General features: G+C 28.4%; 23 protein-coding genes and 1 other RNA gene. 15 read left to right on the forward strand and 9 right to left on the reverse strand.

Translation table 11 applies throughout. The features are described from left to right. Window positions 1-14 precede the first annotated feature (14 nt). Window positions 15-365 carry a 4Fe-4S dicluster domain-containing protein gene (locus tag Q0714_RS03955; protein ID WP_298263010.1) on the reverse strand — a complete coding sequence of 117 codons (351 nt, stop codon included), beginning with the start codon at window positions 363-365 and terminating at the stop codon, window positions 15-17. A 56-nt stretch (window positions 366-421) separates the two neighbouring features. Between Q0714_RS03955 and Q0714_RS03960 the strand changes: the two genes are divergently transcribed. The 10 genes from Q0714_RS03960 (at window position 422) to Q0714_RS04005 (ending at window position 11,310) form a co-directional block, all read left to right on the forward strand. After that, on the forward strand, window positions 422-1,483 hold the full coding sequence (locus Q0714_RS03960) for an acyl-CoA reductase (protein WP_298263011.1): 1,062 nt from the start codon (window positions 422-424) through the stop codon (window positions 1,481-1,483). 82 nt (window positions 1,484-1,565) lie between these two features. Next, the gene (gene serC / locus Q0714_RS03965) at window positions 1,566-2,636 is read left to right on the forward strand and encodes a 3-phosphoserine/phosphohydroxythreonine transaminase (RefSeq protein WP_298263012.1); all 1,071 of its coding nucleotides are present in this window, start codon (window positions 1,566-1,568) and stop codon (window positions 2,634-2,636) included. A 21-nt stretch (window positions 2,637-2,657) separates the two neighbouring features. Then, window positions 2,658-3,608 carry a D-2-hydroxyacid dehydrogenase gene (locus Q0714_RS03970; RefSeq protein WP_298263013.1) on the forward strand — a complete coding sequence of 317 codons (951 nt, stop codon included), beginning with the start codon at window positions 2,658-2,660 and terminating at the stop codon, window positions 3,606-3,608. A gap of 127 nt (window positions 3,609-3,735) precedes the next feature. Continuing rightward, a complete protein-coding gene (locus Q0714_RS03975) occupies window positions 3,736-4,977 on the forward strand; it encodes a DUF1015 domain-containing protein (protein WP_298263014.1) in 1,242 nt (413 codons plus the stop codon). A gap of 40 nt (window positions 4,978-5,017) precedes the next feature. After that, window positions 5,018-5,686, forward strand: a complete 669-nt coding sequence (locus Q0714_RS03980; protein ID WP_298263015.1) for a YggS family pyridoxal phosphate-dependent enzyme — start codon at window positions 5,018-5,020, stop codon at window positions 5,684-5,686. Between the two features lies 1 nt (window position 5,687). Next, entirely contained in the window at window positions 5,688-6,767 is a 1,080-nt protein-coding gene (locus Q0714_RS03985) for an exonuclease domain-containing protein (RefSeq protein WP_298263372.1), read from the forward strand. A gap of 11 nt (window positions 6,768-6,778) precedes the next feature. After that, window positions 6,779-8,737, forward strand: a complete 1,959-nt coding sequence (locus Q0714_RS03990; RefSeq protein WP_298263016.1) for a hypothetical protein — start codon at window positions 6,779-6,781, stop codon at window positions 8,735-8,737. 78 nt (window positions 8,738-8,815) lie between these two features. Beyond that, window positions 8,816-9,649, forward strand: a complete 834-nt coding sequence (locus Q0714_RS03995) for an ion transporter (protein WP_298263374.1) — start codon at window positions 8,816-8,818, stop codon at window positions 9,647-9,649. Further along, entirely contained in the window at window positions 9,642-10,559 is a 918-nt protein-coding gene (miaA, locus tag Q0714_RS04000) for a tRNA (adenosine(37)-N6)-dimethylallyltransferase MiaA (protein WP_298263017.1), read from the forward strand. Before Q0714_RS03995 ends, miaA begins: the two co-directional genes overlap by 8 nt. After that, a complete protein-coding gene (locus tag Q0714_RS04005) occupies window positions 10,543-11,310 on the forward strand; it encodes a TIGR02757 family protein (protein ID WP_298263018.1) in 768 nt (255 codons plus the stop codon). Before miaA ends, Q0714_RS04005 begins: the two co-directional genes overlap by 17 nt. Here the strand turns inward: Q0714_RS04005 and Q0714_RS04010 are convergent. Next, window positions 11,307-14,735 carry a PAS domain S-box protein gene (locus Q0714_RS04010; RefSeq protein WP_298263019.1) on the reverse strand — a complete coding sequence of 1,143 codons (3,429 nt, stop codon included), beginning with the start codon at window positions 14,733-14,735 and terminating at the stop codon, window positions 11,307-11,309. The genes Q0714_RS04005 and Q0714_RS04010 overlap by 4 nt on opposite strands. A gap of 124 nt (window positions 14,736-14,859) precedes the next feature. Beyond that, window positions 14,860-15,273: a type II 3-dehydroquinate dehydratase gene (gene aroQ, locus Q0714_RS04015; RefSeq protein ID WP_298263020.1), complete on the reverse strand. Its 414-nt coding sequence runs from the start codon at window positions 15,271-15,273 to the stop codon at window positions 14,860-14,862. 41 nt (window positions 15,274-15,314) lie between these two features. On the opposite strand from aroQ, the gene xerD reads away from it, so the two are divergent. Continuing rightward, window positions 15,315-16,211 carry a site-specific tyrosine recombinase XerD gene (gene xerD, locus Q0714_RS04020; protein WP_298263021.1) on the forward strand — a complete coding sequence of 299 codons (897 nt, stop codon included), beginning with the start codon at window positions 15,315-15,317 and terminating at the stop codon, window positions 16,209-16,211. 53 nt (window positions 16,212-16,264) lie between these two features. Here the strand turns inward: xerD and rny are convergent, their stop codons facing one another. The 4 genes from rny to Q0714_RS04040 all read right to left on the reverse strand — a co-directional run bounded on the left by rny (window position 16,265) and on the right by Q0714_RS04040 (window position 18,644). After that, a complete protein-coding gene (gene rny, locus Q0714_RS04025) occupies window positions 16,265-17,833 on the reverse strand; it encodes a ribonuclease Y (protein ID WP_298263022.1) in 1,569 nt (522 codons plus the stop codon). 46 nt (window positions 17,834-17,879) lie between these two features. Continuing rightward, window positions 17,880-17,987: non-coding RNA, 6S RNA (ssrS, locus tag Q0714_RS04030), on the reverse strand. A 56-nt stretch (window positions 17,988-18,043) separates the two neighbouring features. Beyond that, the gene (locus Q0714_RS04035) at window positions 18,044-18,343 is read right to left on the reverse strand and encodes a cell division protein ZapA (RefSeq protein WP_298263023.1); all 300 of its coding nucleotides are present in this window, start codon (window positions 18,341-18,343) and stop codon (window positions 18,044-18,046) included. Between the two features lie 10 nt (window positions 18,344-18,353). Beyond that, a complete protein-coding gene (locus Q0714_RS04040; protein WP_298263024.1) occupies window positions 18,354-18,644 on the reverse strand; it encodes a hypothetical protein in 291 nt (96 codons plus the stop codon). Window positions 18,645-18,810: 166 nt separating this feature from the next. Between Q0714_RS04040 and Q0714_RS04045 the strand changes: the two genes are divergently transcribed. Together Q0714_RS04045 and Q0714_RS04050 are read left to right on the forward strand one after the other, a co-directional pair. Next, a complete protein-coding gene (locus tag Q0714_RS04045) occupies window positions 18,811-20,523 on the forward strand; it encodes a M23 family metallopeptidase (RefSeq protein WP_298263025.1) in 1,713 nt (570 codons plus the stop codon). Then, window positions 20,498-22,981: a TonB-dependent receptor gene (locus Q0714_RS04050; protein WP_298263026.1), complete on the forward strand. Its 2,484-nt coding sequence runs from the start codon at window positions 20,498-20,500 to the stop codon at window positions 22,979-22,981. Before Q0714_RS04045 ends, Q0714_RS04050 begins: the two co-directional genes overlap by 26 nt. A 16-nt stretch (window positions 22,982-22,997) precedes the next feature. Here the strand turns inward: Q0714_RS04050 and bcp are convergent, their stop codons facing one another. Next, the gene (gene bcp, locus Q0714_RS04055; RefSeq protein ID WP_298263027.1) at window positions 22,998-23,450 is read right to left on the reverse strand and encodes a thioredoxin-dependent thiol peroxidase; all 453 of its coding nucleotides are present in this window, start codon (window positions 23,448-23,450) and stop codon (window positions 22,998-23,000) included. A 35-nt stretch (window positions 23,451-23,485) separates the two neighbouring features. Between bcp and nth the strand changes: the two genes are divergently transcribed. Continuing rightward, on the forward strand, window positions 23,486-24,127 hold the full coding sequence (gene nth, locus Q0714_RS04060) for an endonuclease III (RefSeq protein WP_298263028.1): 642 nt from the start codon (window positions 23,486-23,488) through the stop codon (window positions 24,125-24,127). Window positions 24,128-24,196: 69 nt separating this feature from the next. Further along, complete coding sequence (locus tag Q0714_RS04065; protein ID WP_298263029.1) at window positions 24,197-25,546, forward strand: peptide MFS transporter; 1,350 nt, start codon at window positions 24,197-24,199, stop codon at window positions 25,544-25,546. A gap of 14 nt (window positions 25,547-25,560) precedes the next feature. Here the strand turns inward: Q0714_RS04065 and Q0714_RS04070 are convergent, their stop codons facing one another. Then, on the reverse strand, window positions 25,561-25,791 hold the full coding sequence (locus Q0714_RS04070; protein WP_298263030.1) for a hypothetical protein: 231 nt from the start codon (window positions 25,789-25,791) through the stop codon (window positions 25,561-25,563). Between the last annotated feature and the right edge of the window lie 91 nt (window positions 25,792-25,882).

Genomic DNA, 25,882 nt, shown 5'->3' on the forward strand with positions numbered 1-25,882 from the left:
AGAATCACTATAAACTACTCTTTATGTAAAAACTGTTGTTTGGCAAACAATTGCTCATCAGTTTCTTCATTGTCTTCATCTGGCACACAACAATCTACCGGACAAACTGCGGCACATTGTGGTTCGTCATGAAAACCTTTACATTCGGTACATTTATCGGTTACAATAAAATATACTTCATCATCTTTTGGCTCATGCTGCTCATCGGCTACAACCTTGTTGCCATTTGGTAAAACTACATTTCCTGTTAATGAAGTCCCATCCGAATATCTCCATTCTTCACCAGCTTCATAAATTGCATTGTTAGGACATTCGGGTTCGCAAGCCCCACAATTTATACATTCATCTGTTATTTTTATTGCCATACTATTATTTAGATTATTTTTGCAAATATAAAATTAAATTTTAAGGTAAAAATTCCATGAATTTAGCACAGAGAAAACAAGCATTTGTAGAACTAGGTACATTTTTTAAACAATTTAACAATTCGAAAATTGAAAAAAATAATGAATCTGAATTAAACACCTTGTTTTTTGATGCTTTTTTAATGCAAATTAATAGAGCCCAAGAGTTTAATGGTTGGTTTACAAAAAATAATGTTCTTAAAGCTTTTGAAAGTTGGGGTGAAGCACTTACTGAAGAAAATTTAACCAAATGGCTTACCACTTATAAAATTGAAGCTATTAAAACACCTAAAAAAGTAGCCATAATCATGGCAGGAAATATTCCCTTAGTTGGATTTCATGATTTTTTATGTGTACTACTAACAGGTCATAATGCTATGGTAAAACAATCATCTAATGATAAGCACTTTTTACCACTTATTGCTAAATTTTTGGAATATTACAATCCCTATTTTAAAAATAAAATAACTTTTACAGAAGACAAATTAACAGCTATTGATGCTGTTATTGCAACTGGTAGCAACAATACAGCTCGCTATTTTGAACATTATTTTGGAAAATACCCAAACATTATTAGAAAAAACAGAAACTCTGTGGCAATAATTACAGGTAAAGAAAGTAAAGAAGAATTAGAACTTTTAGGTGAAGACATTTTTCAATATTTTGGTTTAGGTTGTAGAAGTGTTTCTAAAATATTTGTTCCTAAAAACTATAACTTTGAGTTGTTATTTAATGCGTTATTCAAGTTTAATGACATTATTAATTATAAAAAGTACGAAAATAATTACGATTATAACAAAGCTGTTTACTTAATGAGCTTGTTTAAGATTCTTGAAAATGGATTTGTGATGCTAAAAGAAGATACTAACTATGCCTCTCCTATAGCTACTATTTTTTATGAATATTACGATTCGTTTGACAATCTGTTACTTAAATTAAAAACCGATAAAGATGAAATACAGTGTATTGCCTGTAACGAAAACGTTGTAGATTTCGTAAAATTTGGACAAACTCAACGTCCAAAATTATGGAATTATGCAGATAACATAGACACAGTTGAATTTTTATTAAATATTTAAGTAGTTTTTTATGAAATAAAATATACTTATTTAGCTTTTTTTTCCGAAATTTGTAAGAGAAATAAATTCATATTCTATACAAATGAAAAAACATAATTTTAGTGCAGGACCATGTATTTTACCACAAGAAGTATTAAAAAAAGCAGCCAATGCTGTTACCAACTTTAATGGTATAGATTTATCTTTAATTGAAATTTCACACAGAAGCAAAGAATTCGTTGAAGTGATGGAAAAAGCACGTAGCTTAGTTAAAGAATTATTAAACCTACCTGAAGGATATTCGGTACTTTTTTTACAAGGAGGTGCAAGCCTTGAATTTTTAATGACCCCATACAATTTATTAAAAGTTAATGGTAAAGCAGGTTATTTTGACACTGGAACATGGAGTTCTAAAGCAATTAAAGAAGCTAAAACGTTAGGTGAAGTAGACGTTTTCGCTAGTTCAAAAGATAAAGGTTACAACTACATTCCAAAAAACTACAACATCCCAAGTGATATAGATTATGTGCATTGCACATCTAACAATACTATTTTTGGAACTCAAATTAAAGAATTCCCTAAAACGGATGCGCTATTAGTTTGTGATATGAGTTCAGATATATTTTCACGTGAATTAGATTTTACGCAATTTGATTTGGTTTATGCAGGAGCACAAAAAAACATGGGCCCTGCTGGTACTACTTTAGTTATAGTAAAAGATGAAATTTTAGGTAAAACTGGACGTAGCATCCCTTCTATGTTAGACTATCAAGTACACTTAAGTAAAGACAGTATGTTTAATACTCCACCTGTATTTGCAGTTTATGTATCTATGTTAACTTTAGAATGGTTAAAAGAACAAGGAGGAGTTAAAGCTATTGAAAAAATCAATCAAGAAAAAGCTGCTTTGTTATACGCTGAAGTAGATAGAAATCCTTTATTTATTGGTTTTGCAAACAAAGAAGATAGATCCACAATGAATGTTACTTTTAATTTAACAAATGAAACTCATAAAGATACTTTTGATAAACTTTGGAATGAAGCAGGAATCAATGGATTAAAAGGTCATAAATCAGTTGGAGGCTATAGAGCAAGTATCTATAATGCTATGCCAATAGAAAGCATAAAAGTTTTAATAAACGTAATGCAACAATTTGAAAAACAAGTTTCATAAACTAAAAAAAATATTTATAAAATGAAAGTATTAGCAAACGATGGATTGGCCAAAAGTGGAATTGCAGCATTGGGTTTAAATGGCTTTGAAGTTGATTTAACCTCTGTAGCACAAGACCAATTAGTAGATTATATCAACCAAAACGAAATTGATGTACTATTAGTAAGAAGCGCAACCCAGGTTAGAAAAGATATTATTGATAATTGTGCATCTTTAAAAATTATCGGTCGTGGAGGTGTTGGAATGGATAATATTGACGTAGAATATGCTCGTGAAAAAGGCTTGCATGTAATAAACACACCTGCAGCTTCATCTCATTCAGTAGCCGAACTGGTATTTGCGCACTTATTTGGAATGGCTCGTTTTTTACACGATTCCAATAGAAATATGCCTTTAGAGGGAGATTCAAAATTTAAACATCTTAAAAAATCATATGCAAAAGGAGTTGAATTAAGAGGTAAAACACTTGGTTTAATTGGATTTGGAAGAATTGGACAAGCCACTGCAAAAATAGCTATTGGCTTAGGTATGAATGTAGTTGCCTATGACCCTTTTATTGACGCGGTAAATTTAGAAATTGAATTTTTTGATCACCAAGCATTGTTCTTTAACATAAATACCATTACTAAAGAAGAAGTTTTAAAACAAGCAGATTTTATATCTCTACACGTTCCAGCTCAAAAAGACTACATAATTTCAACCAAAGAATTCGATTTAATGAAAGATAATGCCTTTTTGGTAAATGCTGCTCGTGGAGGTGTTATTGATGAAGTCGCTCTTGTACAAGCTTTAGAGAGTGGAAAAATAGCAAGTGCAGCATTAGATGTTTTTGAAAATGAACCAACGCCAGAAATTCAGTTATTAATGAACCCTAATTTATCTTTAACTCCTCATATTGGCGCAGCTACTAGCGAAGCACAAGATAGAATTGGAACAGAATTAGCTGAACAAATAGTTGAACTCTTAAAATAAGTTTCATTATACATAATTGATTAAAAGGATGTTAAAATAACATCCTTTTTTTTGATTAAAATTTAATAAAGTTGTACATTTGGGTAGTTAAATTATCAATTACTTAAAAATAAGCTCGTTAAATAGTATGGCAATAATAAAACCCTTTAAAGCTACACGTCCAACACGCGATAAAGCAGCAGTTGCAACCTCAAGATCTTATGATGAATATTCAAAAAAAGAATTAAAAGCCCATTTGCGGTTCAACCCATTTTCTTTTTTACATATTATAAAACCTGGTTATGATACTGAACCAGAGCTTTCAGGTGAAGAACGTTTTAAATTAGTTCATCAAACTTATAATCAATTTAAAACGGAAGACATTTACAGAAAAGATCAAAAATCTCAATATTATTTACATGAAAAATCGTTTGGAGGAGATACTTTTTGGGGCATTATTGCAGCAGCCCATGTAAATGATTATAAAAACAATATTATAAAAAAACACGAAGATACCTTAAAGGCAAGAGAAGAACTGTTTGGCAATTACCTAGGTATAGCTGGTTTTAATGCTGAGCCAGTGCTACTTACTTATCCTGAAAGCAATTATCTAAATAGACTTTATAGAAAATATTCTCAAAAAAGATCTGAATATGAATTTATGACTCAAAACAGACGTTTGCATAAACTTTGGGTAATTGAAGATGATTTGGATATAGATAATATTGAAAAAGAATTTCAAAAAATGAAAGCAATTTATATTGCTGATGGGCATCATAGAACAGCTTCTTCAAGTTTTCTAGCTAATCAAAAAAAAACAATGAATAAAAATCATACGGGAGAAGAAAACTACAATTACTTTATGAGTTATCTCATTTCCGATGCCAACTTGAAAATTTCTTCATTCAATCGTTTTGTAAAAGATTTAAATGGTTTAACAAAAGAAGAATTTTTAAGTAAATTAAATGAATTATACATTGTTGAAAATAAAGGGGAAAAACTTTACACACCAAGCAAAAAACACCATTTTACTATGTACTTAGATGGTGAGTATTATTCCTTATACCTTAGAAAAACAGAATTCCCAATTAACAATGCACTTTCGGATCTTGATACCCATATTATATATAAAACTATTTTAAAACCAATTTTAGGTATTGAAGACTTAAAAACTGATCCTAGAATAAAATGTTTACCTGCCATTTATAGCAAAAAACAATTGAAAAAGATGGTAGATTCTAAAATGTATAAAGTCAGTTTTGGATTATTTCCAGTTTCAGTAGAGCAACTAAAAGCAGTGGTTAATGAAGATTTAAGAATGCCTCCTAAAAGCACTTATATTGAGCCTAAGTTAAGAAGTGGATTAACCATTTTTGAAATTAATGATTAATTAAATTTCTATTATCTTTGGACTTTATTTTAAATCCCATATGAGTATATCAAAAAATCTTCAAAAGATTAAAAATTCAATACCAAAAAATGTAACACTTGTTGCCGTTTCAAAAACAAAGCCAATTACTGCTATTATAGAAGCTTATAAAGCCGGACAAAAAACATTTGGTGAAAATAAAATTCAAGAAATGGCTCAAAAATACCAAGAGCTACCTAAAGATATTGAATGGCATATGATAGGGCATTTACAAAGAAATAAAGTTAAATATATGGCTTCTTTTGTAAGTCTTATCCATGGTGTAGATAGTTTTAAAACCCTAAAAGAAATAAACAAACAAGCCATAAAACATAATAGAATAATTAATTGTTTATTACAAGTAAAAATAGCAAAAGAAGATACAAAGTTTGGATTAGCATATGATGATGTACTACAAATTTTAAACGCTCAAGAATTTTTAAATCTTAAAAACATTCAAATTATAGGTCTTATGGGAATGGCAAGCTTTGTAGAAGATAAAACCATTATTAGAAACGAATTTAAAACCTTAAAAATCTATTTTGATCGTCTAAAAAATTATTCATCTGATAATTTTAAACCTACAACTATTTCAATGGGAATGAGTGGAGATTACCAAATAGCAATTGAAGAAGGAAGTACAATGGTACGTGTTGGAAGTGCTATTTTTGGAGAACGAAATTACAATTAATTTGTACGCAATACTTGACATAGAAACTACAGGAGGTAAATTCAACGAAGAAGGAATTACTGAAATTGCTATTTATAAATTTGATGGACATCAAATTATAGACCAGTTTGTTAGTTTAATTAATCCCGAAAAAGAAATTCAACCATTTGTAGTTAATTTAACTGGCATTAGTAATGGAATGCTTAAAAATGCACCTAAATTTTACGAAGTAGCAAAACGAATTGTTGAAATTACTACCGACTGTGTTTTAGTTGCCCATAATGCCAATTTTGACAATCGAATTTTAACTACTGAATTTAGACGACTCGGATTTAATTTTGAAAGGAAAACATTGTGCACTGTTGAATTAAGTAAAAAACTAATCCCTGAATTGCCTTCTTATAAATTAGGCAAATTATGCAGATCTTTAGGAATACCTGTTTCAAGCAGGCACAGAGCTGAAGGAGATGCAATTGCTACAGTACAACTATTTAAACACCTATTAAATAAAGATACTGCTAAAGAAATTGTTAAAAAAGCAATTAAAACTGATAACGGAAGAAAATTAGCACCCAAACTACTCAATATTTTAGATAATTTACCTTCTAATGAAGGATTATTTTATGTTCACAATAATAAAAGTGAAATTATTTATATTGGTAAAGGAAAAAATATAAAAAAAACGGTAAACCAACTATTTTTAAGAACTTCAAAAAAAGCAATTATTATTCAAAATAAAGTGACATCCGTTTCTTATGAAGAAACTGGAAGCTCTTTAATTTCTGATCTTAAATATGTAGAAGAAGTAGAAATTAACAATCCTAAATATAATTATTCTAATAAGAAAAAATTAGAAAAAATTGAATTTAGCAATGATAATTTATTAGTTATAGATAAAGGTCGACAGGTTGGAGAAAAATCGGTTATCTTAATTGAAAACAGTCAGTTTAAAGGTTATTGTTTTACCGACTTAGAATATCAAATAACTAATATAAAAGTGCTTAGAACCTTAATTTCACCTATGGAAAATTCCATTCAAAATAGATTTATCATTAAAAAATATCTTCAAAAAAATAATGTGGAAAAACTAATTCGATTTTAAAACTAATTGCTATGAAAAGAATCTCTTTACTTTTAATTTTCTTGTTACATATTAATTCATATTCGCAAAATGAACCAGATTACTCTTTTGGTACTATAACAAACGAAGAAATTAATTTAAAAAGATATAAATTAGATACAACTGCAAATGCCGTAGTTTTATATGAAAGTGGCAATACTACTTTTAAAATAAAGAATGAAAAAATAATAATAAGTACAACTTTTTATAAAAAAATCAAATTATTTAATAAAGAGGGTTTTGAAAATGCATCTTTTGAAATAAAATTATACAATAATAAAGATGCTAGTGAACAAGTAATAAATATTGAAGCAGTCACACATAATCAAAAAAATAAAACCTTATTATCGAAGTCTCAAATATTCAAAGAAAAAATCAATGAACATTGGAGTTTAGTTAAATTTACTATGCCTAACTTAAAAGAAGGTAGTGTTGTTGAGGTTAAATATACTGTGGAATCTCCATTTAAATTTAATTTAACAGGTTGGGTATTTCAATCAAACATTCCTAAAAAATATAGTATTTATCACGCAAAAATTCCTGGAAACTATGTTTACAATAGAGAGTTAAAAGGATATTTAAAATTAGCAATTAACTCCTCAACAATAGAAAAAAAATGTTTTAGAATTCCTGGTTATGCAGCTTCAGCTAATTGTGAAAACATAACCTATGCAATGAAAAATATTCCTTCTTTTGTTGAAGAAGACTATATCACTGATAAAAATAACTATATTTCAAAAATTAAATTTGAACTTTCTAAACTTATTTGGTTTGATGGATCTAATATAAAGTATACAACATCTTGGAATGAAGTAGATAGAGAATTTAGAACTGATAAAAATATTGGTAGACAATTAAAAAAAACGAAGTATTTTGAAGATAAATTACCCTCATTTATTGATACCATTACTTCAGAAATTGATAAAGCAAAATCTATATATACTTTCGTGCAAAATCACTTTAATTGGAATGGAAAATATAGCATTTTTAAAAATGTAAGAATAAAAAAATCTTTTGAAGAAAAAATTGGAAATGTTGGAGAAATTAACATTTCACTAATAAATGCCTTAAAAGCAAAAAATATTGATACTGAATTAGTTTTAATTTCTACAAGAAAAAATGGTTTTCCAACTAAATTATATCCAGTAATAACTGATTTTAATTATGTAATTGCCAAAGTTAATATAAATGGAAAATCTATTTTATTAGATGCTACAGATAAACTATCTCCTTTTGGGTTATTGCCTTATAGATGTTTAAATGGGTATGGCAGAGTTATGGATTTTGAAAATGAAAGTTATTGGATTGATATTATTCCTGAACAAAACTCAAAATCTCAATTAAATATTGCACTTATATTAAAAGAAAACGGAACTATAACTGGTAAAATACGAAAAATTAAATATGGGTATGATGCACTTAAAAGAAGAGAGAAAATTCAAAATAAAATTGAAGATGATATCATAATAGATTTTGAAAATAGCTTTACTAATTTAGAAGTTCTTAATTATGAAATCAAAAATAAAAATGAAATAGATAAACCCACAATAGAAACTTTTGAAATATTAATAGATCATCAAGAAAACACCTCAAACCTATACTTAAATCCTTTTTTTGATGAAAGTTTTAAAACAAACCCCTTTAAACAACATAACAGATTATACCCTGTTGATTTTGGATACCCAAGAAAGTACATTGTTAATTTCACTCTTGAGCTTCCCGATAATTTTATCATAGATTCTTATCCTAAAGATAAACTAATTTCATTAGAAAATGAAGCAATAAAATACTTGTTAACAACCAGAAAACATCAAAATTTTAAAATTAATCTAAAAAGTTCATTTTTAATAAACAAAACAATATTTTACAATTTTGAATATCAAGTTTTAAAAGAATTATTTAATCAAACTATAACGTCTCAAAAGCAACCAATTGTACTGAAAAAAAATTAATAAATATTGTTTTAAAAAAGAAGTAAATTTTAATTAAAATAAAAGAATTATTTTAGTACAACGTTTCAGGTAAATTTAATTTTGGAAAACAAAAAAGACAAAAGACATTGGAAAGTGAAACTTCATGAAATTATTTATGAAGCCGATACTCCTGAAGGAAAATGGTTTGACATTATTCTAATATTAGCAATTATTGCAAGTATAATTTTAGTAATGTTAGAAAGCATTGAAAGTTTTGATACAAAATATCATGATTTTTTAAATATCTCTGAATGGATTATTACTATTTTATTTACCATTGAATATATTGCTAGAATTATTTCAATTAAAAAACCTAAAAACTATATCTTCAGCTTTTATGGTATTATCGATTTGTTAGCAACCATACCAAAATACCTTTCTTTAATTTTTGTAGGCACCCATGCGCTTATTGCTTTAAGAGCTATTAGATTATTACGGGTATTTAGAATCTTAAAACTAGTTCGTTACTCTGGTGCCTCTAGAATTTTAATATCAGCCTTAAAATCAAGTAGAATCAAAATTATTGTTTTTCTATTTGTGGTAATACTACTTACTATAATTTTAGGAACCATTATGTATTTAATAGAAGGTCCTAAAAATGGATTTACCAGTATTCCACAAAGCATGTATTGGGCTATTGTAACATTAACAACTGTAGGCTATGGAGATATTTCCCCTCAAACACCGTTTGGACAGTTTATTGCGAGTATTGTTATGATTTTAGGTTATGGAATTATTGCAGTACCAACTGGTATTGTAACTTCTGAATTGGCAAAAACAGATAATTTTGTACCTAAAAACACACAACACTGCCCTAGTTGTAACGCTGAAAAACATTTAGACAATTCCATATTTTGCCATAAATGTGGAGAAAAACTTTTAAATGACTAATTATTTAATAACAGTTATTGGAGCAACAGCAATAGGTAAAACTACACTAAGTATTAAATTAGCACAACATTTTAATACTGAAATTATATCAAGTGATTCTCGCCAATTTTACAAAGAAATGAGTGTTGGAACTGCTGTTCCTTCAAGCTTAGAGTTAGCCTCTGCAAAACATCATTTTATACAAAATAGGTCAATTTTTGAAGATTATAGTGTGGGGCAATTTGAAAAAGATGCTCTTAACAAATTGAACAAATTATTTACAAAAAATAGGATTGTAGTTATGGTTGGGGGAAGTGGTTTATACACCAATGCTGTAATTGATGGCTTAGACTATTTTCCAAATGTAGATTCTAAAATAAGGGTTGAGCTAAATCAAGAATTAAAAACTAAAGGGATACAATTTCTTCAAAAAAAATTAGAAAATCTAGATAAAGAGTCTTATAATACTATTGAAATTGAAAATCCACACAGGCTTATAAGAGCTCTTGAAATTTGTATTGGAACTGGCAAAACTTATGCTGAATTTAAAAACAAACCAAAGGCTAAACGAAATTTCACTCCTATTAAAATTGGACTAACAGCTGATAGAGAAACTATGTACAATAGAATTAATAAACGAGTTGATATCATGATGGAGCTTGGTTTATTAGATGAAGCTAAAAAACTATACAAAAACAAAAATTTAAATGCTTTACAAACTGTTGGATATAGAGAGTTATTCTCCTATTTTGAAGGAAATTGTACTTTAAAATTTGCTATAGAAGAAATTAAGAAAAATACTCGAAGATTTGCCAAAAGACAAGTTACTTGGAACAAAAAAGATAAAAGCATTCTTTGGTTTAACTTTGAAGAAGATGTAGCTAAAATAATTTCAAAAATTGAAACTATTATAAATGTTAATAGAAACTGAGCTTAAAGAATTTTTAGATGAAAAAGTTTTGGAATACAACAATCCAAAGTTTATTGAAAGTGACCCAATACAAGTTCCACATGGCTATTCTTTAAAAGAAGATATTGAAATTGCAGGTTTTTTAACTGCCACCATTGCTTGGGGTAATAGGAAAATGATTATTAAAAATGCCAAAAAAATGATGGATATTTTAGGCAACTCTCCTTACGATTTTATAATAAATCATAAACCTAACCATTTAGATTCAATAGATTATTTTGTACATAGAACATTTAATTTAGAGGATTTTAAATACTTTATAGTTGCACTTCAGCATATTTACACAAAACATCAAGGTTTAGAGAAAATATTCTCTAGTTATAGTAGCAAAAATTCAACTCAAAATGCAATTCATGAGTTTAAAAATATTTTTTTTGAAATTCCTCATTTATCTAGAACTAAAAAACATATTTCAGATCCCTTAAAAGGATCAGCTGCAAAGCGTATTAATATGTTTTTACGATGGATGGTTAGAAATGATAATACCGGAGTAGATTTTGGAATTTGGAAAAATATGTGTCCTTCACAGCTTTCATGCCCATTAGATGTTCATTCAGGAAATGTTGCTCGTAAACTTGGGTTATTAACTAGAAAACAAAATGATGCAAAAGCCTTGGCTGAATTAGATAAATCATTAAGGCATATGAATCCCAATGATCCTGTAAAATATGATTTTGCTTTATTTGGATTAGGGGTTTTTGAAAAATTTTAAATAAATGGATATTTTACTTTCAAAAATTTATCCAAAACATTAATTAATTCATCTTGTTTTATAGGTTTGGTCAAATAATCCACACAACCTGAATCTTTTGCTTTTTTAATTTCAACTGAAGTTGTATAAGCAGTTTGAGCTATTATTGGTAAATTAGGAGATAGCTTCTTAATCTTTTTGGCAGCTTCATAACCATTCATAACTGGCATTTTTAAATCCATAAAAACCAAGTCAATAGAATTTGATTTGTTTTTAAAAATTTCAACCGCTTCTAAACCATTTTTAGCATGAATAAAATGAGCATCTAACTTTAAAATTTCTTTTAGTAAAGTTTCTAACAACGTATAATTTATTTCTTCATCTTCAACTATTAAAATTGAAGATTTGCTTTCAACATTGTTTAGCTCAACTATTTTAGTAGGATAAATAGGTTTGTAAGGAATAGAAATGGTGAATGTAGCTCCTTCCCCTTTATTAGACGTAAGTTCAATAGAACCTCCTATTAACTCAACATTTTCTTTAACTATTGATAGACCTAAACCTAAGCCACCTACTTTTTTTGACAAGTCTTTTTCAGCTTGTGAAAAGCGTTCAAAAATTACTTTATGTTTTTCTGGATCAATTCCAACACCTGTATCTTTTACATAAATATCAAGCATTTTTTTATTCAATTTATATCCCAACTCCACAAAACCTTTACTGGTAAATTTCAGAGCATTTTCAAGTAAATTACTTAATATTTTACTCAATTTAGTTTTATCAATAAGTATGGTGCTTTGCTCTGTTGTAAGCGATTTTTTTAAATATAAAGGTGTTTTATTTTGTTTTGCCTTTATGTCAAAAATTGAAAACAGTTCCATTAACAAATCATTTAAACAAACCTCGCTTTCAATCAATCCTACTTGTTTTGTTCCAAGTCTAGAAATTTCTAATATATCATCTATTATTCGAAGTAGTTGTTTGCTGCTACTTTGTATAATTCTAATATAATTATTTCTTTTTTCAGTTGTTAAATCAGGGGTGTTTAGTAAATCAGAAAATCCAATAATTCCATTCATGGGCGTTCTAATTTCATGAGACATATTATTTAAAAATTCTGTTTTTAAGTTGTTACTTTCTTCTGCAAGTTGTTTTGCTTTAATTAGTTCTTCTTCATTTTCTTTTTGAATTGTAATATCTTGAATGGTTCCTATGATACTCACAATTTTCCCATTTGCATATTTAGGTTTTCCAATGGTTCTAACCCAAATAGGTTTCTTTTTGGCAGTAACCATTTGTAATTCTATATCATATGGCGTACCTTCTTTTAAAGCTTTATTAAATAATTTAGTTATGATATTCTGATTTTCAATAGTATAATAACTTAATCCTTCTTCTAATGTAACTTTAGTATTTTCTGGAAGTTCATAAATTCTAAGTGCTTCTTTGGTAAAATAAGTTTCCTTTGTTTTTAGTATAAATTCCCACCCTCCTGTTTTAGCCATTTTACCAGTTTCATTAAGTAACTGTTGACTTTGTAAAAGTGCTAATTGACTATCTTTAATTGCTGTTATATCTCTAAATTCAACAATGCTAACCATTTTTCCTTTATAAGGTAAGCTTTTTCCTTCAAGTCTTAAAGGGTATGTTTCTTTATTCTTTCTTAATCCAATTACCTCATAAGGTTCTTCAAAACCTACTAAATAGTTTTTTTCAACCTGTTTTTTGTACTCGTCAGCAATTAGAAACAACCCGTTTTTTCCTAAAAGTTCCTCTTTTGAATAACCTGACATTTTAACAAGACCAGAGTTTAAGTCTAATATAATTCCATTCTTATGAATCAAAATTCCTCCAAAAGATGCTTCTTGTAAAGTTTTAAATCGTAATTCGCTTTCTTCAGCTTTCTCCTTTTCAATAATTAATTGCTTTTCAATCATTTTAAAGGATGTAATATCTTGAATAGTACCAAACATTTCTATAGGCTCATTTTCGTTATTAAATTTTAAACTTCCCAATCCATGAACCCATAACTCACTACCTGTTTTTTGATTAATAATTTTATAGTGTTTATTAAAATGATTTTTATTTTTAATGACATGTATTAAAATATACTCCTTCATTTCATTTCTAAAATCGGGATGAACAATTTCCAACCAACTTTCTACAGTACGTTTATGGTCTTCATTAATACCAAAAATACTATTCAACTCAGCAGAGTTGTTCCATTCTCCTGTTTGGATGTTAAAAACATAATGTCCCAATTTAGCAACTGATTGAGAGAGCAAAAGTAGTTTTTCACTTTTTTCAGCTTTTTCTTTTGCTTCAAACATTTCTAATTCATTTTTTTTCTGAAAAGTAATGTCTTGAATGGTTCCTATAAAGTTAACAGGCACCTTATTTTCATAAATAATTTCACCCGCCCCATTAATCCATTTTAGTTCTTGTGTATCTTTGGTTAGAATTCTATATTCTAAATTAAATTTTTCACCATATTTTATACACTTTTCTAATTCACGCTGATTTTTTGGTGTATCATCTGGATGAGTAATGGTTCTCCAAGTTTTAAATGATTTGATATGGTGCGATTGAATACCAACTATTTTGTCGAAAGAATTAGAACTTGTAAACAAATTAGTTTTTAAATCTAAATTAAAATTTCCTATTTGAGCGATTTCTTGTGCTAATTTTAATTCTTTTTCACTCTCTTTTAATGCTGTAATATTTTCTTTAACTGCTAAATAATTAATGATAGTTCCTTGGTTGTCTTTTATTGGAGAAATTGTAGTTTGTTCCCAAAATAATTTACCATCTTTCTTTTTATTTTGAAATTCTCCTTTCCAAACTTTTCCATTTGAAATGGTTTCCCACATTTCTACATAAAACTCTTTAGGTTGAATACCTGAACTTAAAATACGTGGGTTTTTACCTAATACCTCTTCAGCTCTATAACCTGTTACCTCAGTAAATTTTGGATTGGTATATTCTATTTTTCCTAAGATATCTGTAATAACAATTGTATTGGCGCTTTGTTCAACAGCTGATAATAATTTTTTATATTCAAAAGATTGTTTTTGTATAAAATCCTCAACAGATATTTTACTGGATTTATCTGTTGAAATCCATTTAGTAATTAGTAATATTAAAATTAATATAGCTGTTAATAAATTAAATAATTTAGGAAAAATCACAATATTAGGTTGTGATAAAAATTCATAAATTTCTATTGGTATTAATCCGTAAAATGAAGTAAAAGACGCACCAAAATAAACGCTTTCAAAAAAAGATCTAAAAGCATCTATGGCTAAAATTATTAAAATGACTTTTAACAATTTATCACTTTTATTTACAACCTTAATTTTTTTTGAGCAAAAAATAAAAATATAAGCCCATAATAACACCGATAAACCATAAATTATTGGTGTGGCATAATTAAAAAATAAGCTCATATAAAAAAGTTTTAATACTAAAAGTAAAACTAATATAAAAAAAGAATGTGAATAATGATAAATGTTTGTTTTCTAAGCCGCTAAAAAACTATGTAAAGTATAAAAACTTTTTTGTTCTAAAACGTTACAAAAAACTAATAAGCGCTAACTCATAGCTTTGCAAACCAAAACCAGCAATTACTCCTTTTGCATTAGGTGCTATATAAGATACATGACGAAAATCTTCACGTGCATGCACATTAGAAATGTGCACTTCAATAACAGGGGTTTCAATTCCCTTAATAGCATCACCAATTGCTACCGAGGTATGCGTATAAGCACCTGCATTTAAAATTATTCCGTCAAAACTAAAACCAACTTCATGTAGTTTGTTAATTAATTCTCCTTCAACATTACTTTGAAAATAATGCAACTCAACATCGGCATATCTTTTTTGCAAGTTTTTAAAAAATTCTTCAAAGGTTAAATTTCCATAAATTGAAGGTTCTCTTTTTCCTAATAAATTTAAATTTGGTCCGTTAAGTATCAGTATTTTCATTTGTTTTCAATTTATGTGTAAATATATTATATTTTTACTTTATGAATTGGAATAATGCATTACAAGATTATCAGTTTTATCTAAAAATTGAAAAAGGATTGGCTAAAAACTCCATTGAGAGTTATTCTCGTGATGTACAAAAACTTGTTAATTTTTTAGAAGAGCAGCAAATCAAAATTTCGCCATTAAAAATTAATCAAGAAATTATTCAACAATTTATTTATGAAACGTCAAAATTAATAAACGCTCGTTCACAAGCTCGATTAATTTCTGGTTTACGTAATTTTTTTGACTTTTTAATTTTTGAAGATTATAGAAAAGAGAATCCTACAGATTTAATTGAAGCTCCCAAAATAGGTAGAAAACTACCCGATACTTTGTCAATTCAAGAAATTGATATTCTCATTAATCATATAGATTTAAGTGAGCCTCAAGGAGAAAGAAACAGAACTATTTTAGAAACTTTATACAGCTGTGGGTTAAGAGTTTCAGAACTGATTAACTTACAAATCTCTGATTTGTTTTTTGAAGAAGGATTTATTAAAGTTATTGGAAAAGGAAACAAACAACGCTTTGTACCCATTAATGAACAAACTCAAAAATACATACTTTTATACATTAAAAGCATTAGAAATAAAATTAAAATTCAAAAAGGATATGAAGACACTCTTTTTTTAAACAGAAGAGGAAAACAACTTACTCGAGTTATGATTTTTACCATCATCAAAAATCTAGCTGAAAAAGCCAATATCAAAAAGAAAATAAGCCCACATACTTTTAGACATTCATTTGCAACTCATTTATTGGAACGTGGAGCCGATTTAAGAGCTATACAACAAATGCTTGGTCATGAAAGCATTACAACAACTGAAATTTACATGCACTTAGATAAAAGCTTTTTAAAAAAAGTATTACATAATTTTCATCCTAGAAAATAAAAAAATCTCACTTTGGTGAGATTTTTTTTATTTTTTAGTAGTTAAAACTTATACTATTTAGCAATATTTACAGCTCTAGTTTCTCTAATTACTGTAACTCTTACTTGTCCAGGGTACGTCATATCATTCTGAATTTTTTGTGAAATTGTGAATGATAATTCAGCTGCTTTAGCATCGTTTACTTTTTCACTTTCAACAATAACACGTAGCTCTCTACCCGCTTGAATAGCATAGGCTTTTTGGACTCCTGTAAATCCAAACGCTATATCCTCCAAATCTTTTAATCGTTGAATATAGGAATCTAAAACTTGACGACGAGCTCCTGGTCTTGCCCCAGAAATGGCATCACATACTTGTACAATTGGAGCAATTAAAGTTTTCATTTCTATTTCATCATGGTGAGCACCAATTGCATTACAAACTTCAGGATTCTCATTGTATTTTTGAGCCCATTCCATACCAAGTAATGCGTGAGGTAATTCACTTTCAGTTTCAGGTACTTTTCCAATATCATGTAACAATCCTGCTCTTTTGGCTAGTTTAGCATTTAAACCTAATTCAGCAGCCATTAAGCCACAAAGGTTTGCAACTTCACGTGAGTGTTGTAATAAATTTTGTCCATAGGAAGAACGATATTTCATTCTACCAATGGTTTTTATCAATTCTGGGTGAAGTCCATGAATTCCTAAATCTATCACTGTACGTTTACCAACTTCTATTATTTCTTGTTGTAATTGTTTTTCAGTTTTTTTAACAACTTCTTCGATACGAGCTGGGTGAATACGACCATCTGTTACTAGTTTGTGTAAAGACAAACGAGCAATTTCTCTTCTTACTGGATCAAAGCAAGAAAGTATGATTGCTTCAGGGGTATCATCTACAATAATTTCAACTCCGGTAGCGGACTCCAATGCTCTAATATTTCTACCTTCTCTACCAATTATTCTTCCTTTAACATCATCAGATTCTATATTAAATACCGATACACAATTTTCCACAGTTTGCTCAACTCCTACTCTTTGTATGGTATTTAAAATTACTTTACGTGCTTCTTGTTGTGCAGTTAATTTAGCTTCTTCAATAGTATCTTGAATTGTTGCCATTGCATCTGATTTGGCTTCTTCTTTTAAAGATTCAACCAACTCTTTTTTTGCATCGTCTGCAGAAAGCCCAGAAATAACTTCTAGGTTTTCAACCTGTTTACGATGTAATTTATCGATTTCATCGGTACGTCTTTCTAAGTATTCTATCTTTTTATCGTAATCACTAATTTTTCCAGTAATTTCAATATTGAGTTTTCTATTTTTATCTAATTCTTGAGAAACTTGAGATTCTTTATCTCGAATTCTTTTTTCAGCATCAGCAATTTTTTTATCGCGTGCAATAATTACTTTTTCATGTTCAGATTTTAATTCTATAAACTTTTCTTTGGCTTGTAAAATTTTATCTTTTTTAATGGCATCTGCTTCAATTCTAGCTTCTTTGATTATTGAAGAAGCTTCTTTTTTGGTATTTCTAATTATTTTAGTTGCCTTGTTTTTTTCCAATACTTTAGCAATTATATAACCTATTGCTAATCCTATTCCTATGCCAATTATTATTGGCATGATATATTCTACCATAATTCAAATGTATATATAAAAAAAGCCCACATTAGAAGGGTTTTGTAAACTCCTTATAAACAAGATTAGAACTAACTAAATGATCGAGGATCCGTTCAAAGACGGCTTGCTCTTACACTTAAGACTCATCCTTTATAAAGATATAGTGTTGAGTTTAACAAACAATAACTAATGTAGGCAGTGTTATTAATTAATATTATTTTAAAGAACTTATTTTTTCAGTTGCTCATCTATAAGAGCCCCTAATTTATTAATTTTTTCTGTTGCTTTTGATAAATCATACTCTTCATTAATGGCTTTAATTTCTTGAAGTGAAGCAAATTGTAATGCACTCATAGCTAATACATCTTGTTTGTCACTTACTGCATAATTTTTTTCAAATTTAGCAACCAAATTATTTATTTTAATTGCAGCTTTGCGCATACCTTCCTCTTCATGGGCGTTTTTTACCTTTAAAGGGTACACTCTACCTGCAATGGTTACTTTTATTTTTAAAAAATTATCTGCCATTTTAAAGAACTTATTCGCTTAATTGAGTGATACAGTTATCAATTTCACGAATTAAAGCGTTTATTTTGAGTTTTGTCTCTCTTCTATCTTCTTTACTGCCTTCTATAGTTTTTGCAATTTTTAATGTTTGATGTTTTTTCTCAATTTCATTAAATAATTGCTGTTCTTTAGCTATTTGATTTTCTAAAGTTGCTATTTTTTTTAATAAAAACTCATTTTCTTCTTTCAAAAAACTATAATTCTCTAAAAGTATTTTGAGCTTATCTTCTACTAAATTAACAACTTGTGTTATATTACTCATATTATCTAAAGAATATAAACTATAAATACAAAGTTAGTATTAGTAAGGCAATATTACAACAGTTTTTTTGCATTTTATTAAAATTAAAACGTTTTAACAGTTAATTCATTTTTAATAAAACTTAAAAAAAATATTATTTAGTATTTTAGCGTTAAAGCTAACAGTGATGAAAAAACTTATTATTTTCTTTATAGTATGTATAAACCAGGTAGTATTTGGGCAGGGTGATTTATCTGTAAAAAACACGTACCCAACTAATTATTTTGATAAACCTTTAGATATACCGTTAATACTTTCTGGAACTTTTGGAGAATTAAGAAGCAATCATTTTCATGCTGGGTTAGATTTAAAAACACAACAAAGAGAAGGATTAAATGTATATGCTGCTGCTGAAGGTTTTGTTTCAAGAATAAAAATTTCACTTTGGGGCTATGGAAAAGCAGTTTATATAACTCACCCAAATGGATATACAACAGTATATGCACATTTAAAAAAGTTTAACAAAAAAATTGAAGATTATATTAAAAAACAACAATACAAAAAAGAAAGTTTTGAAATTCAAGTTTTTCCTTCAGCAAGTGAACTTCCCATTAATAAAAACGAATTAATAGCTTTTAGCGGAGCTACAGGAGGATTTGTAGGACCTCATTTACATTTTGAAATTAGAGATACAAAAACTGAAAAACCTATAAATCCAATGTTTTTTGGTATTACTGTAAAAGACACTAAAAAACCTCGAATAAATACTCTAATAGGTTATTCTTTAAGTGATAATGCTCACATAAATAACACCAATATACCAACAACTCTAAGTTTAAGAAAATTAGAAAATGGTAATCTAGTTACTTCAAAAATACAAGCTTTCGGTAAAATTGGTTTTGGAATTAATGCTTATGATCAATTAGATGGAGCTTACAATAAAAATGGATTGTACAGTTTAGAAATGTTTGTGAATGGCGAAAAAGTTCATGAATTTAAAGCAACTTCGTTTTCTTTTTCTGAAACTAAATACATAAACTTATTAATTGATTATGAACGCTTTTCAACATTAAATCAGCGTATTCAAAAGTGCTTTATAGAACCTAAAAATAAACTTAGCTTATATAATAAAGCATTTCGTAATGGTTATTTAACTATACAAGATGGTTTTAATTACAATGTGGAAATTAAAGCTAAAGATTATAAAGGAAATGAACAAAAAATAATAATTCCTATTGTTGGAAAAAAAGACTCTATTGTTGCAACTCAAAAAATAAAAGAAACCCCCTATAAAATTAATCATCAACTATTCAATAAATTCACCAAAAAAGGAATAACAGTTGCTTTTCCTAAATACACTTTTTATAACGACTTTTATCTAGATTTTAAGGTTAATGATTCTTTTGTAAAAGTACACACTCCTACGCTTCCTCTAGATAGAAAATACACCTTAACTTTTGATGTATCAAATTACACTATAAATGAAAAAGGAAAATTATACATTGCTTCAATTAATGATAAAGGTAAAACCAACTATGAAAAAACTATAAAAAAAGAAACTACTTTTTATACCACTACTAAAAAATTAGGTGAATTTACTTTAGCCAAAGATACCATTGCTCCTAAAATAAAATTACATAATTTTAATAATGAACAATGGCTGACTAATTATAATTATTTAAAAGTAAAAATTACTGATAATGAATCTGGAATTGCTACCTTTAGAGGTGAAATTGACGGGGAATGGATTTTAATGGAATACAATGTTAAAAATGGAATTTTAAGTTATAATTTAAATGATAAAACGTTTACAACAGCCAAACATCATTTAAAAGTAATAGTAACTGACAATGTTGGAAACTCTAAAACAATAAATGCAACTTTTTTTAGAAAAAAATAACACCAAGCTATTGAAAAAATTTCTTCCTTTATTATTATTTTTGGTTATATCTTTTTTAAATGCTCAAAATGCGACCATTAAAGGAGTAGTAAAAAACACTTATAAAAAACCTATTGAAGGTGCAACTGTTTCTTACCTTAACAATGGAGTTACCACAAATAATAAAGGAGAGTTTGTTTTAATAATACCAGCTAACAAAGAAGTATCAGTACTTATTAATCATATTTCTTACAAAACTTTAGAAAAAAAATTCAACTTACCTTCAAACAAAACATTTAGATATTATCCAATTTTAGAAATAAAAATTGAGGAAATTGATGAAGTGCTAGTTAAAGATCGTAAAAAAAATGCTGAAGGAATATTCACTGTCAAACCCGAAGATATTACCAAAATACCTAGTGCAAATAATGGTGTTGAAAATATTTTAATGACTTTAGCTGGTGTAAACAACAATAATGAATTAAGCACTCAATACAATGTGCGTGGAGGTAATTTTGATGAAAATTTGGTATATGTTAACGGAATTGAAGTGTATCGTCCATTTTTAGTCCGTTCTGGTCAACAAGAAGGTTTGAGCTTTATAAATAGCGACCTAATTCAAAATATTCAATTTTCAGCAGGTGGATTTCAAGCAAAGTATGGAGATAAAATGTCTTCGGTTTTAGACATAACGTATAAAACTCCTAAAAAATTTGAAGCTGATTTTAATGCTAGTTTGCTTGGTGCAAGCGCTTCAATTGGAGGGACACTTCTTAATAATAAATTAAGCGCATTATTAGGAATACGATATAGAGACAATAGTTTATTTGTAAATAGTAAAAATGTTGAAACCAATTACAATCCCAGTTTTATAGATGTTCAAAACTTTCTATCCTACCAAGTTAATTCAAAGTTTAAAATTGATTTTTTAGGAAACATTGCTATCAATAACTACAACTACATTCCTAGTACTCGAAGAACAAAATTTGGGACACTTTCAAATCCTTTAGAACTTATTGTTTATTATGAAGGACAAGAAAAAGATAAATTTAAAACCCTCTTTGGAGCATTAAAAGGAAATTACCAAGTTTATAAAAATTTAACTATTAGCTTAACAACAAGTGCCTACAGTTCCATTGAAGAAGAATATTACGATATTTTGGCTAGTTATAATTTAGGCGTCGTGAATAACGATTTTAGTTCCAATAACTTTGGTGAAGTAGAATTTTCTGAAAATATAGGCTCACAGTTAAACCATGCTAGAAACGATTTAGATGCTTTAGTTTATAATTCTGAAATAAAAACCACGTATAAAAAAAATAAACTTCAACTAGATTTTGGTATAAAGTTTCAACAAGAAGATATAAAAGACCGCATTAAAGAATGGGAAGTTATTGACTCTTTAGGCTTTAATGTTCGACCTCCACATCACAATACTAACAATCAACCTTACGAACCTTTTACAGGCGAAATCACACCATACCAACACATTAATAGTCAGAACCATATAAAAATTGATAGACTGGTTTGGTTTGCACAATTAGGTAATATTTCCAACTGGAAAAATCATAGAATATGGTATAATTTTGGTATTCGTTCTCATAATTGGAATGTAAACGGATCAGATATAGAGACTGCTAATCAAATTATTTACAGCCTTAGAGGACAATTTGCTATTCAACCTAATTGGAAAAAAGATATGCTCTTTAGAATTTCTGGGGGTATGTATAATCAGCCTCCATTTTATAAAGAATTAAGAGATGCAGAAGGAATTATACATCCGAAAGTTGATGCTCAAAAATCATTACAACTAGTTTTGGGTAACGATCTTAGTTTTAAATTATGGAACCGACCTTTTAAATTGGTTTCTGAAATCTATTTTAAAAGTTTAACAAATGTGAACACCTATACAGTTGACAATGTTAGAATAAGATATAGTGCAACAAACAATGCGAAAGCTTATGCTACTGGAATTGATATTCGTTTAAATGGAGAGTTTGTTCCTGGAACAGAAAGTTGGGTAAGTATTGGTTTGTTAAAAACTGAAGAAAACAGCAATAATTTAGGTTATATTTCTCGTCCAACAGATCAACGCTTTAAATTTGGAATGTTATTTCAAGATTATGTACCTAACATTCCTAATATAAAAATGTATTTAAATTTAGTTTATAATACTGGAGTACCTGGAGGATCGCCATCTTATGCTAATGCTTATAACTATCAAAATAGATTAAATGACTATAAAAGAGCTGATATTGGAATTTCATATGTATTTATAGATGCTAAAAATCAGTACAATACTGGTTGGCTCAAAAGTTTTAAAGAACTTTCTGTGGGTTTTGAAATATTTAATATGTTCGATGTTCAAAATTCAATTACAAACACTTGGGTTCGTGATGCGTATTCTAAACAGTTTTATGGCATACCAAATTATATGACACAACGTGTTTTAAACCTAAAATTTAATGTAAAATTTTAATTATTTCAACTTAAAATTATCCTAAAATTTGCTTTGCGTGCTCTTTTGTTTTTACTTTTGAAATAACGTCTTCAATTATTCCTTTTTCATCAATAACAAAAGTTGTTCTATGAATACCATCATATTCGCGTCCCATAAATTTTTTCGGCCCCCAAACACCAAATGCACTGATAACTGTTTTATCTTCATCAGCTAACAACGGAAAAGGCAATTCATTTTTTGTTATAAAATTTTGTTGTCTTTTAGCAGAATCTGCACTAACACCTAATACATCATATCCCTTTGCTAAAAAAGATTGATAATTATCTCTTAAATCACAAGCTTCAGCTGTACAACCAGGAGTACTCGCTTTAGGATAAAAAAACAATACTAATTTTTTTCCTTCATAGTCTTCTAATTTTACGGTATTTCCTTTTTCATCAACGGAAGTAAAATTTGGTGCTTTATCTCCTATTTTTAATGTTGTCATAATTTGTATTTTAGCTTTTTGTAAAGATACTAAAAATGACCAAACAAGAAAGAGTTCAATTTGTAATAGATACCCTAGAAAAATTATACCCTAAAACACCAATACCATTAAATCACAAAGATCCATATACCTTGTTAATAGCGGTATTGTTATCCGCTCAAAGTACCGATGTTGGTGTAAATAAAATTACGCCAAAGCTTTTTAAAAAAGCCGATAATCCTTACGATATGGTTAAACTTTCTGTAGAGGAAATTAGAGAAATTATTAAGCCTGTTGGTTTATCTCCAATGAAATCAAAAGGCATTTATGGTTTGTCAAAAATTTTAATTGAAAAACATGAAGGAAAAGTACCTCAAAATTTTAAAGATTTAGAAGAATTACCAGCTGTTGGACATAAAACAGCGAGTGTGGTTATGAGTCAAGCTTTTGGAATCCCAGCATTTCCTGTGGATACTCATATTCATAGATTAATGTATCGTTGGAATTTATCTAACGGTAAAAGTGTAGCACAAACTGAAAAAGACGCTAAAAGGTTGTTTCCTAAAGAGTTGTGGAATAAACTTCACTTACAAATTATTTTTTATGGTAGAGAATATTCTCCTGCTAGAGGGTGGAATATTGAAAAAGATATCATCACAAAAACTATTGGAAGAAAATCATTATTAAAAAATAAATGAGCTTTCTAAAACTTACTTATTACATTCACAATAAAACAGTATATTTAGCTTCCTAAATTTAATTCAACTATGCCAAAGCAAACATTGTGGGGTCACCCAAAAGGATTATATATTCTATTTTTTACAGAACTATGGGAACGTTTTTCATTTTATGGTATGCGCGCCATACTTATTTTATATTTAACAGCCAAAACAACCGAAAGCAATGCTGGTTTAGGTTGGGATAATGTATCTGCTTTAGAAATTTATGGATGGTATACTATGTTTGTTTACGTAATGTCTGTTCCAGGCGGATTAATAGCTGACCGTTTAATAGGGCAAAAAAAAGCTGTTATGGTAGGCGGTGTTTTAATTATTATAGGGCATTTTATTTTAATTTTTCCTGAAATATGGGCATTTTATTTAGGTGCTTTAATAATTATTTTAGGAGTTGGCGCCTTAAAACCTAATATTTCAAGTATGGTAGGTGGTTTATACAAACCTGGCTCTGAAAAAAGAGATACTGCCTTCACTATTTTTTATATAGGAATTAATATAGGTGCCTTTACAGCGCCTTTAATAGTTGGTTATGTAGGCGAAGTAATCAACTGGAATTTAGGATTTGGTTTGGCTGGTGTAGGAATGACTCTTGGTCTTATTGTGTATATTTTGGGACAAAAATACTTAAAAGATGTTGGCAATTTTGTACCTCTTAAAAGAGAGGAAACTACAAATAAAAGCGTTCCACTAACAACAATTGAAAAAGATAGAATGATTGTTTTAGTCATATCATTTATTATTGTTATGGTGTTTTGGGCAGCTTATGAGCAAGCTGGAGGGCTGATGAATTTATATGCGCGTGACAAAATAGATCGTGAAATTTTTGGTTTTACAGTGCCTGCAAGTTTCTTACAATCTTTACATGCTTTTTATGTGATTTTATTAGGTGTTCCTGTGGCATATCTATGGTCTAAATGGCAAAAGAAAGGCAAAGAAAGTTCATCTTTATTTAAAATGGGGCTTGGTACCATTATAACAGGTTTAGGGTTTTTAGTATTGGCAGGAGCAGCTATTGAAACAGCTTCTTCTTTAGATGGTAAAGCAGCTATTTACTGGATGTTTGGAGCCTATTTTTTACATGTAGTAGGAGAGTTAAGTATTTCTCCTGTTGCCCTTTCATTTATTACTAAATTAGCACCTATAAAGTATGCTTCTTTAATGATGGGAGCTTATTTTATGGTAACCGGGCTTGGAAATAAACTTGCAGGAATGGTAGGTCAAGCAGCTGAAAATGCAGGAGAATTAACCATATTTTTAGGAATTCTTATTTTTTGTGTTTCATTTGGCTTGTTATTAATTGTTTTTGTGAAAAAATTAAAGAAACTTGCTCACGGAGCTGATGACATTGAAGAATCTAACCCAATTGTTGAAGCTGACTAAATTCTTAATCACTTTTAATATCTGTATTTTTTAAATTGTACTTTCATATCTGGAAGAAGTATTAGTAGTAGTATTAAAAATGAAATTAACAAAACTAGTTTTCCAATAATACAAAAATTACAATCGTAAAAGCTACTTGTAAAACCAAACAAACAGGTTGTACATCCTACAGCTAACATAATGATATAATCTATAAAAAGTAATGCTGAGCCAAAAACTAAAAGTTTTAAAATTAAATTTTTCATATTTCGTATTTTTAATTTATTAAATAAATAGTTAGTTGATTAAACTCTCTGTAAAAAAAGCATTTTTCTACAACCATTTATTCAATAAATT

Origin of the sequence: uncultured Lutibacter sp., assembly GCF_947493565.1 — a bacterium.
GTDB lineage: Bacteria > Bacteroidota > Bacteroidia > Flavobacteriales > Flavobacteriaceae > Lutibacter > Lutibacter aestuarii.

Coding starts and splice junctions, on each gene's coding strand:
- rny (WP_298263022.1), bottom strand. CDS start 17,833: ATGGTAGAATATATCATGCCAATAATAATTGGCATAGGAATAGGATTA.
- serC (WP_298263012.1), top strand. CDS start 1,566: ATGAAAAAACATAATTTTAGTGCAGGACCATGTATTTTACCACAAGAA.
- miaA (WP_298263017.1), top strand. CDS start 9,642: ATGACTAATTATTTAATAACAGTTATTGGAGCAACAGCAATAGGTAAA.
- Q0714_RS03970 (WP_298263013.1), top strand. CDS start 2,658: ATGAAAGTATTAGCAAACGATGGATTGGCCAAAAGTGGAATTGCAGCA.
- Q0714_RS04040 (WP_298263024.1), bottom strand. CDS start 18,644: ATGAGTAATATAACACAAGTTGTTAATTTAGTAGAAGATAAGCTCAAA.
- Q0714_RS03955 (WP_298263010.1), bottom strand. CDS start 365: ATGGCAATAAAAATAACAGATGAATGTATAAATTGTGGGGCTTGCGAA.
- nth (WP_298263028.1), top strand. CDS start 23,486: ATGACCAAACAAGAAAGAGTTCAATTTGTAATAGATACCCTAGAAAAA.
- Q0714_RS03975 (WP_298263014.1), top strand. CDS start 3,736: ATGGCAATAATAAAACCCTTTAAAGCTACACGTCCAACACGCGATAAA.
- Q0714_RS04005 (WP_298263018.1), top strand. CDS start 10,543: ATGTTAATAGAAACTGAGCTTAAAGAATTTTTAGATGAAAAAGTTTTG.
- Q0714_RS03990 (WP_298263016.1), top strand. CDS start 6,779: ATGAAAAGAATCTCTTTACTTTTAATTTTCTTGTTACATATTAATTCA.
- Q0714_RS04050 (WP_298263026.1), top strand. CDS start 20,498: ATGCAACTTTTTTTAGAAAAAAATAACACCAAGCTATTGAAAAAATTT.
- Q0714_RS04010 (WP_298263019.1), bottom strand. CDS start 14,735: ATGAGCTTATTTTTTAATTATGCCACACCAATAATTTATGGTTTATCG.
- Q0714_RS04065 (WP_298263029.1), top strand. CDS start 24,197: ATGCCAAAGCAAACATTGTGGGGTCACCCAAAAGGATTATATATTCTA.
- xerD (WP_298263021.1), top strand. CDS start 15,315: ATGAATTGGAATAATGCATTACAAGATTATCAGTTTTATCTAAAAATT.
- bcp (WP_298263027.1), bottom strand. CDS start 23,450: ATGACAACATTAAAAATAGGAGATAAAGCACCAAATTTTACTTCCGTT.
- Q0714_RS04045 (WP_298263025.1), top strand. CDS start 18,811: ATGAAAAAACTTATTATTTTCTTTATAGTATGTATAAACCAGGTAGTA.
- Q0714_RS04035 (WP_298263023.1), bottom strand. CDS start 18,343: ATGGCAGATAATTTTTTAAAAATAAAAGTAACCATTGCAGGTAGAGTG.
- Q0714_RS03980 (WP_298263015.1), top strand. CDS start 5,018: ATGAGTATATCAAAAAATCTTCAAAAGATTAAAAATTCAATACCAAAA.
- Q0714_RS04070 (WP_298263030.1), bottom strand. CDS start 25,791: ATGAAAAATTTAATTTTAAAACTTTTAGTTTTTGGCTCAGCATTACTT.
- aroQ (WP_298263020.1), bottom strand. CDS start 15,273: ATGAAAATACTGATACTTAACGGACCAAATTTAAATTTATTAGGAAAA.
- Q0714_RS03960 (WP_298263011.1), top strand. CDS start 422: ATGAATTTAGCACAGAGAAAACAAGCATTTGTAGAACTAGGTACATTT.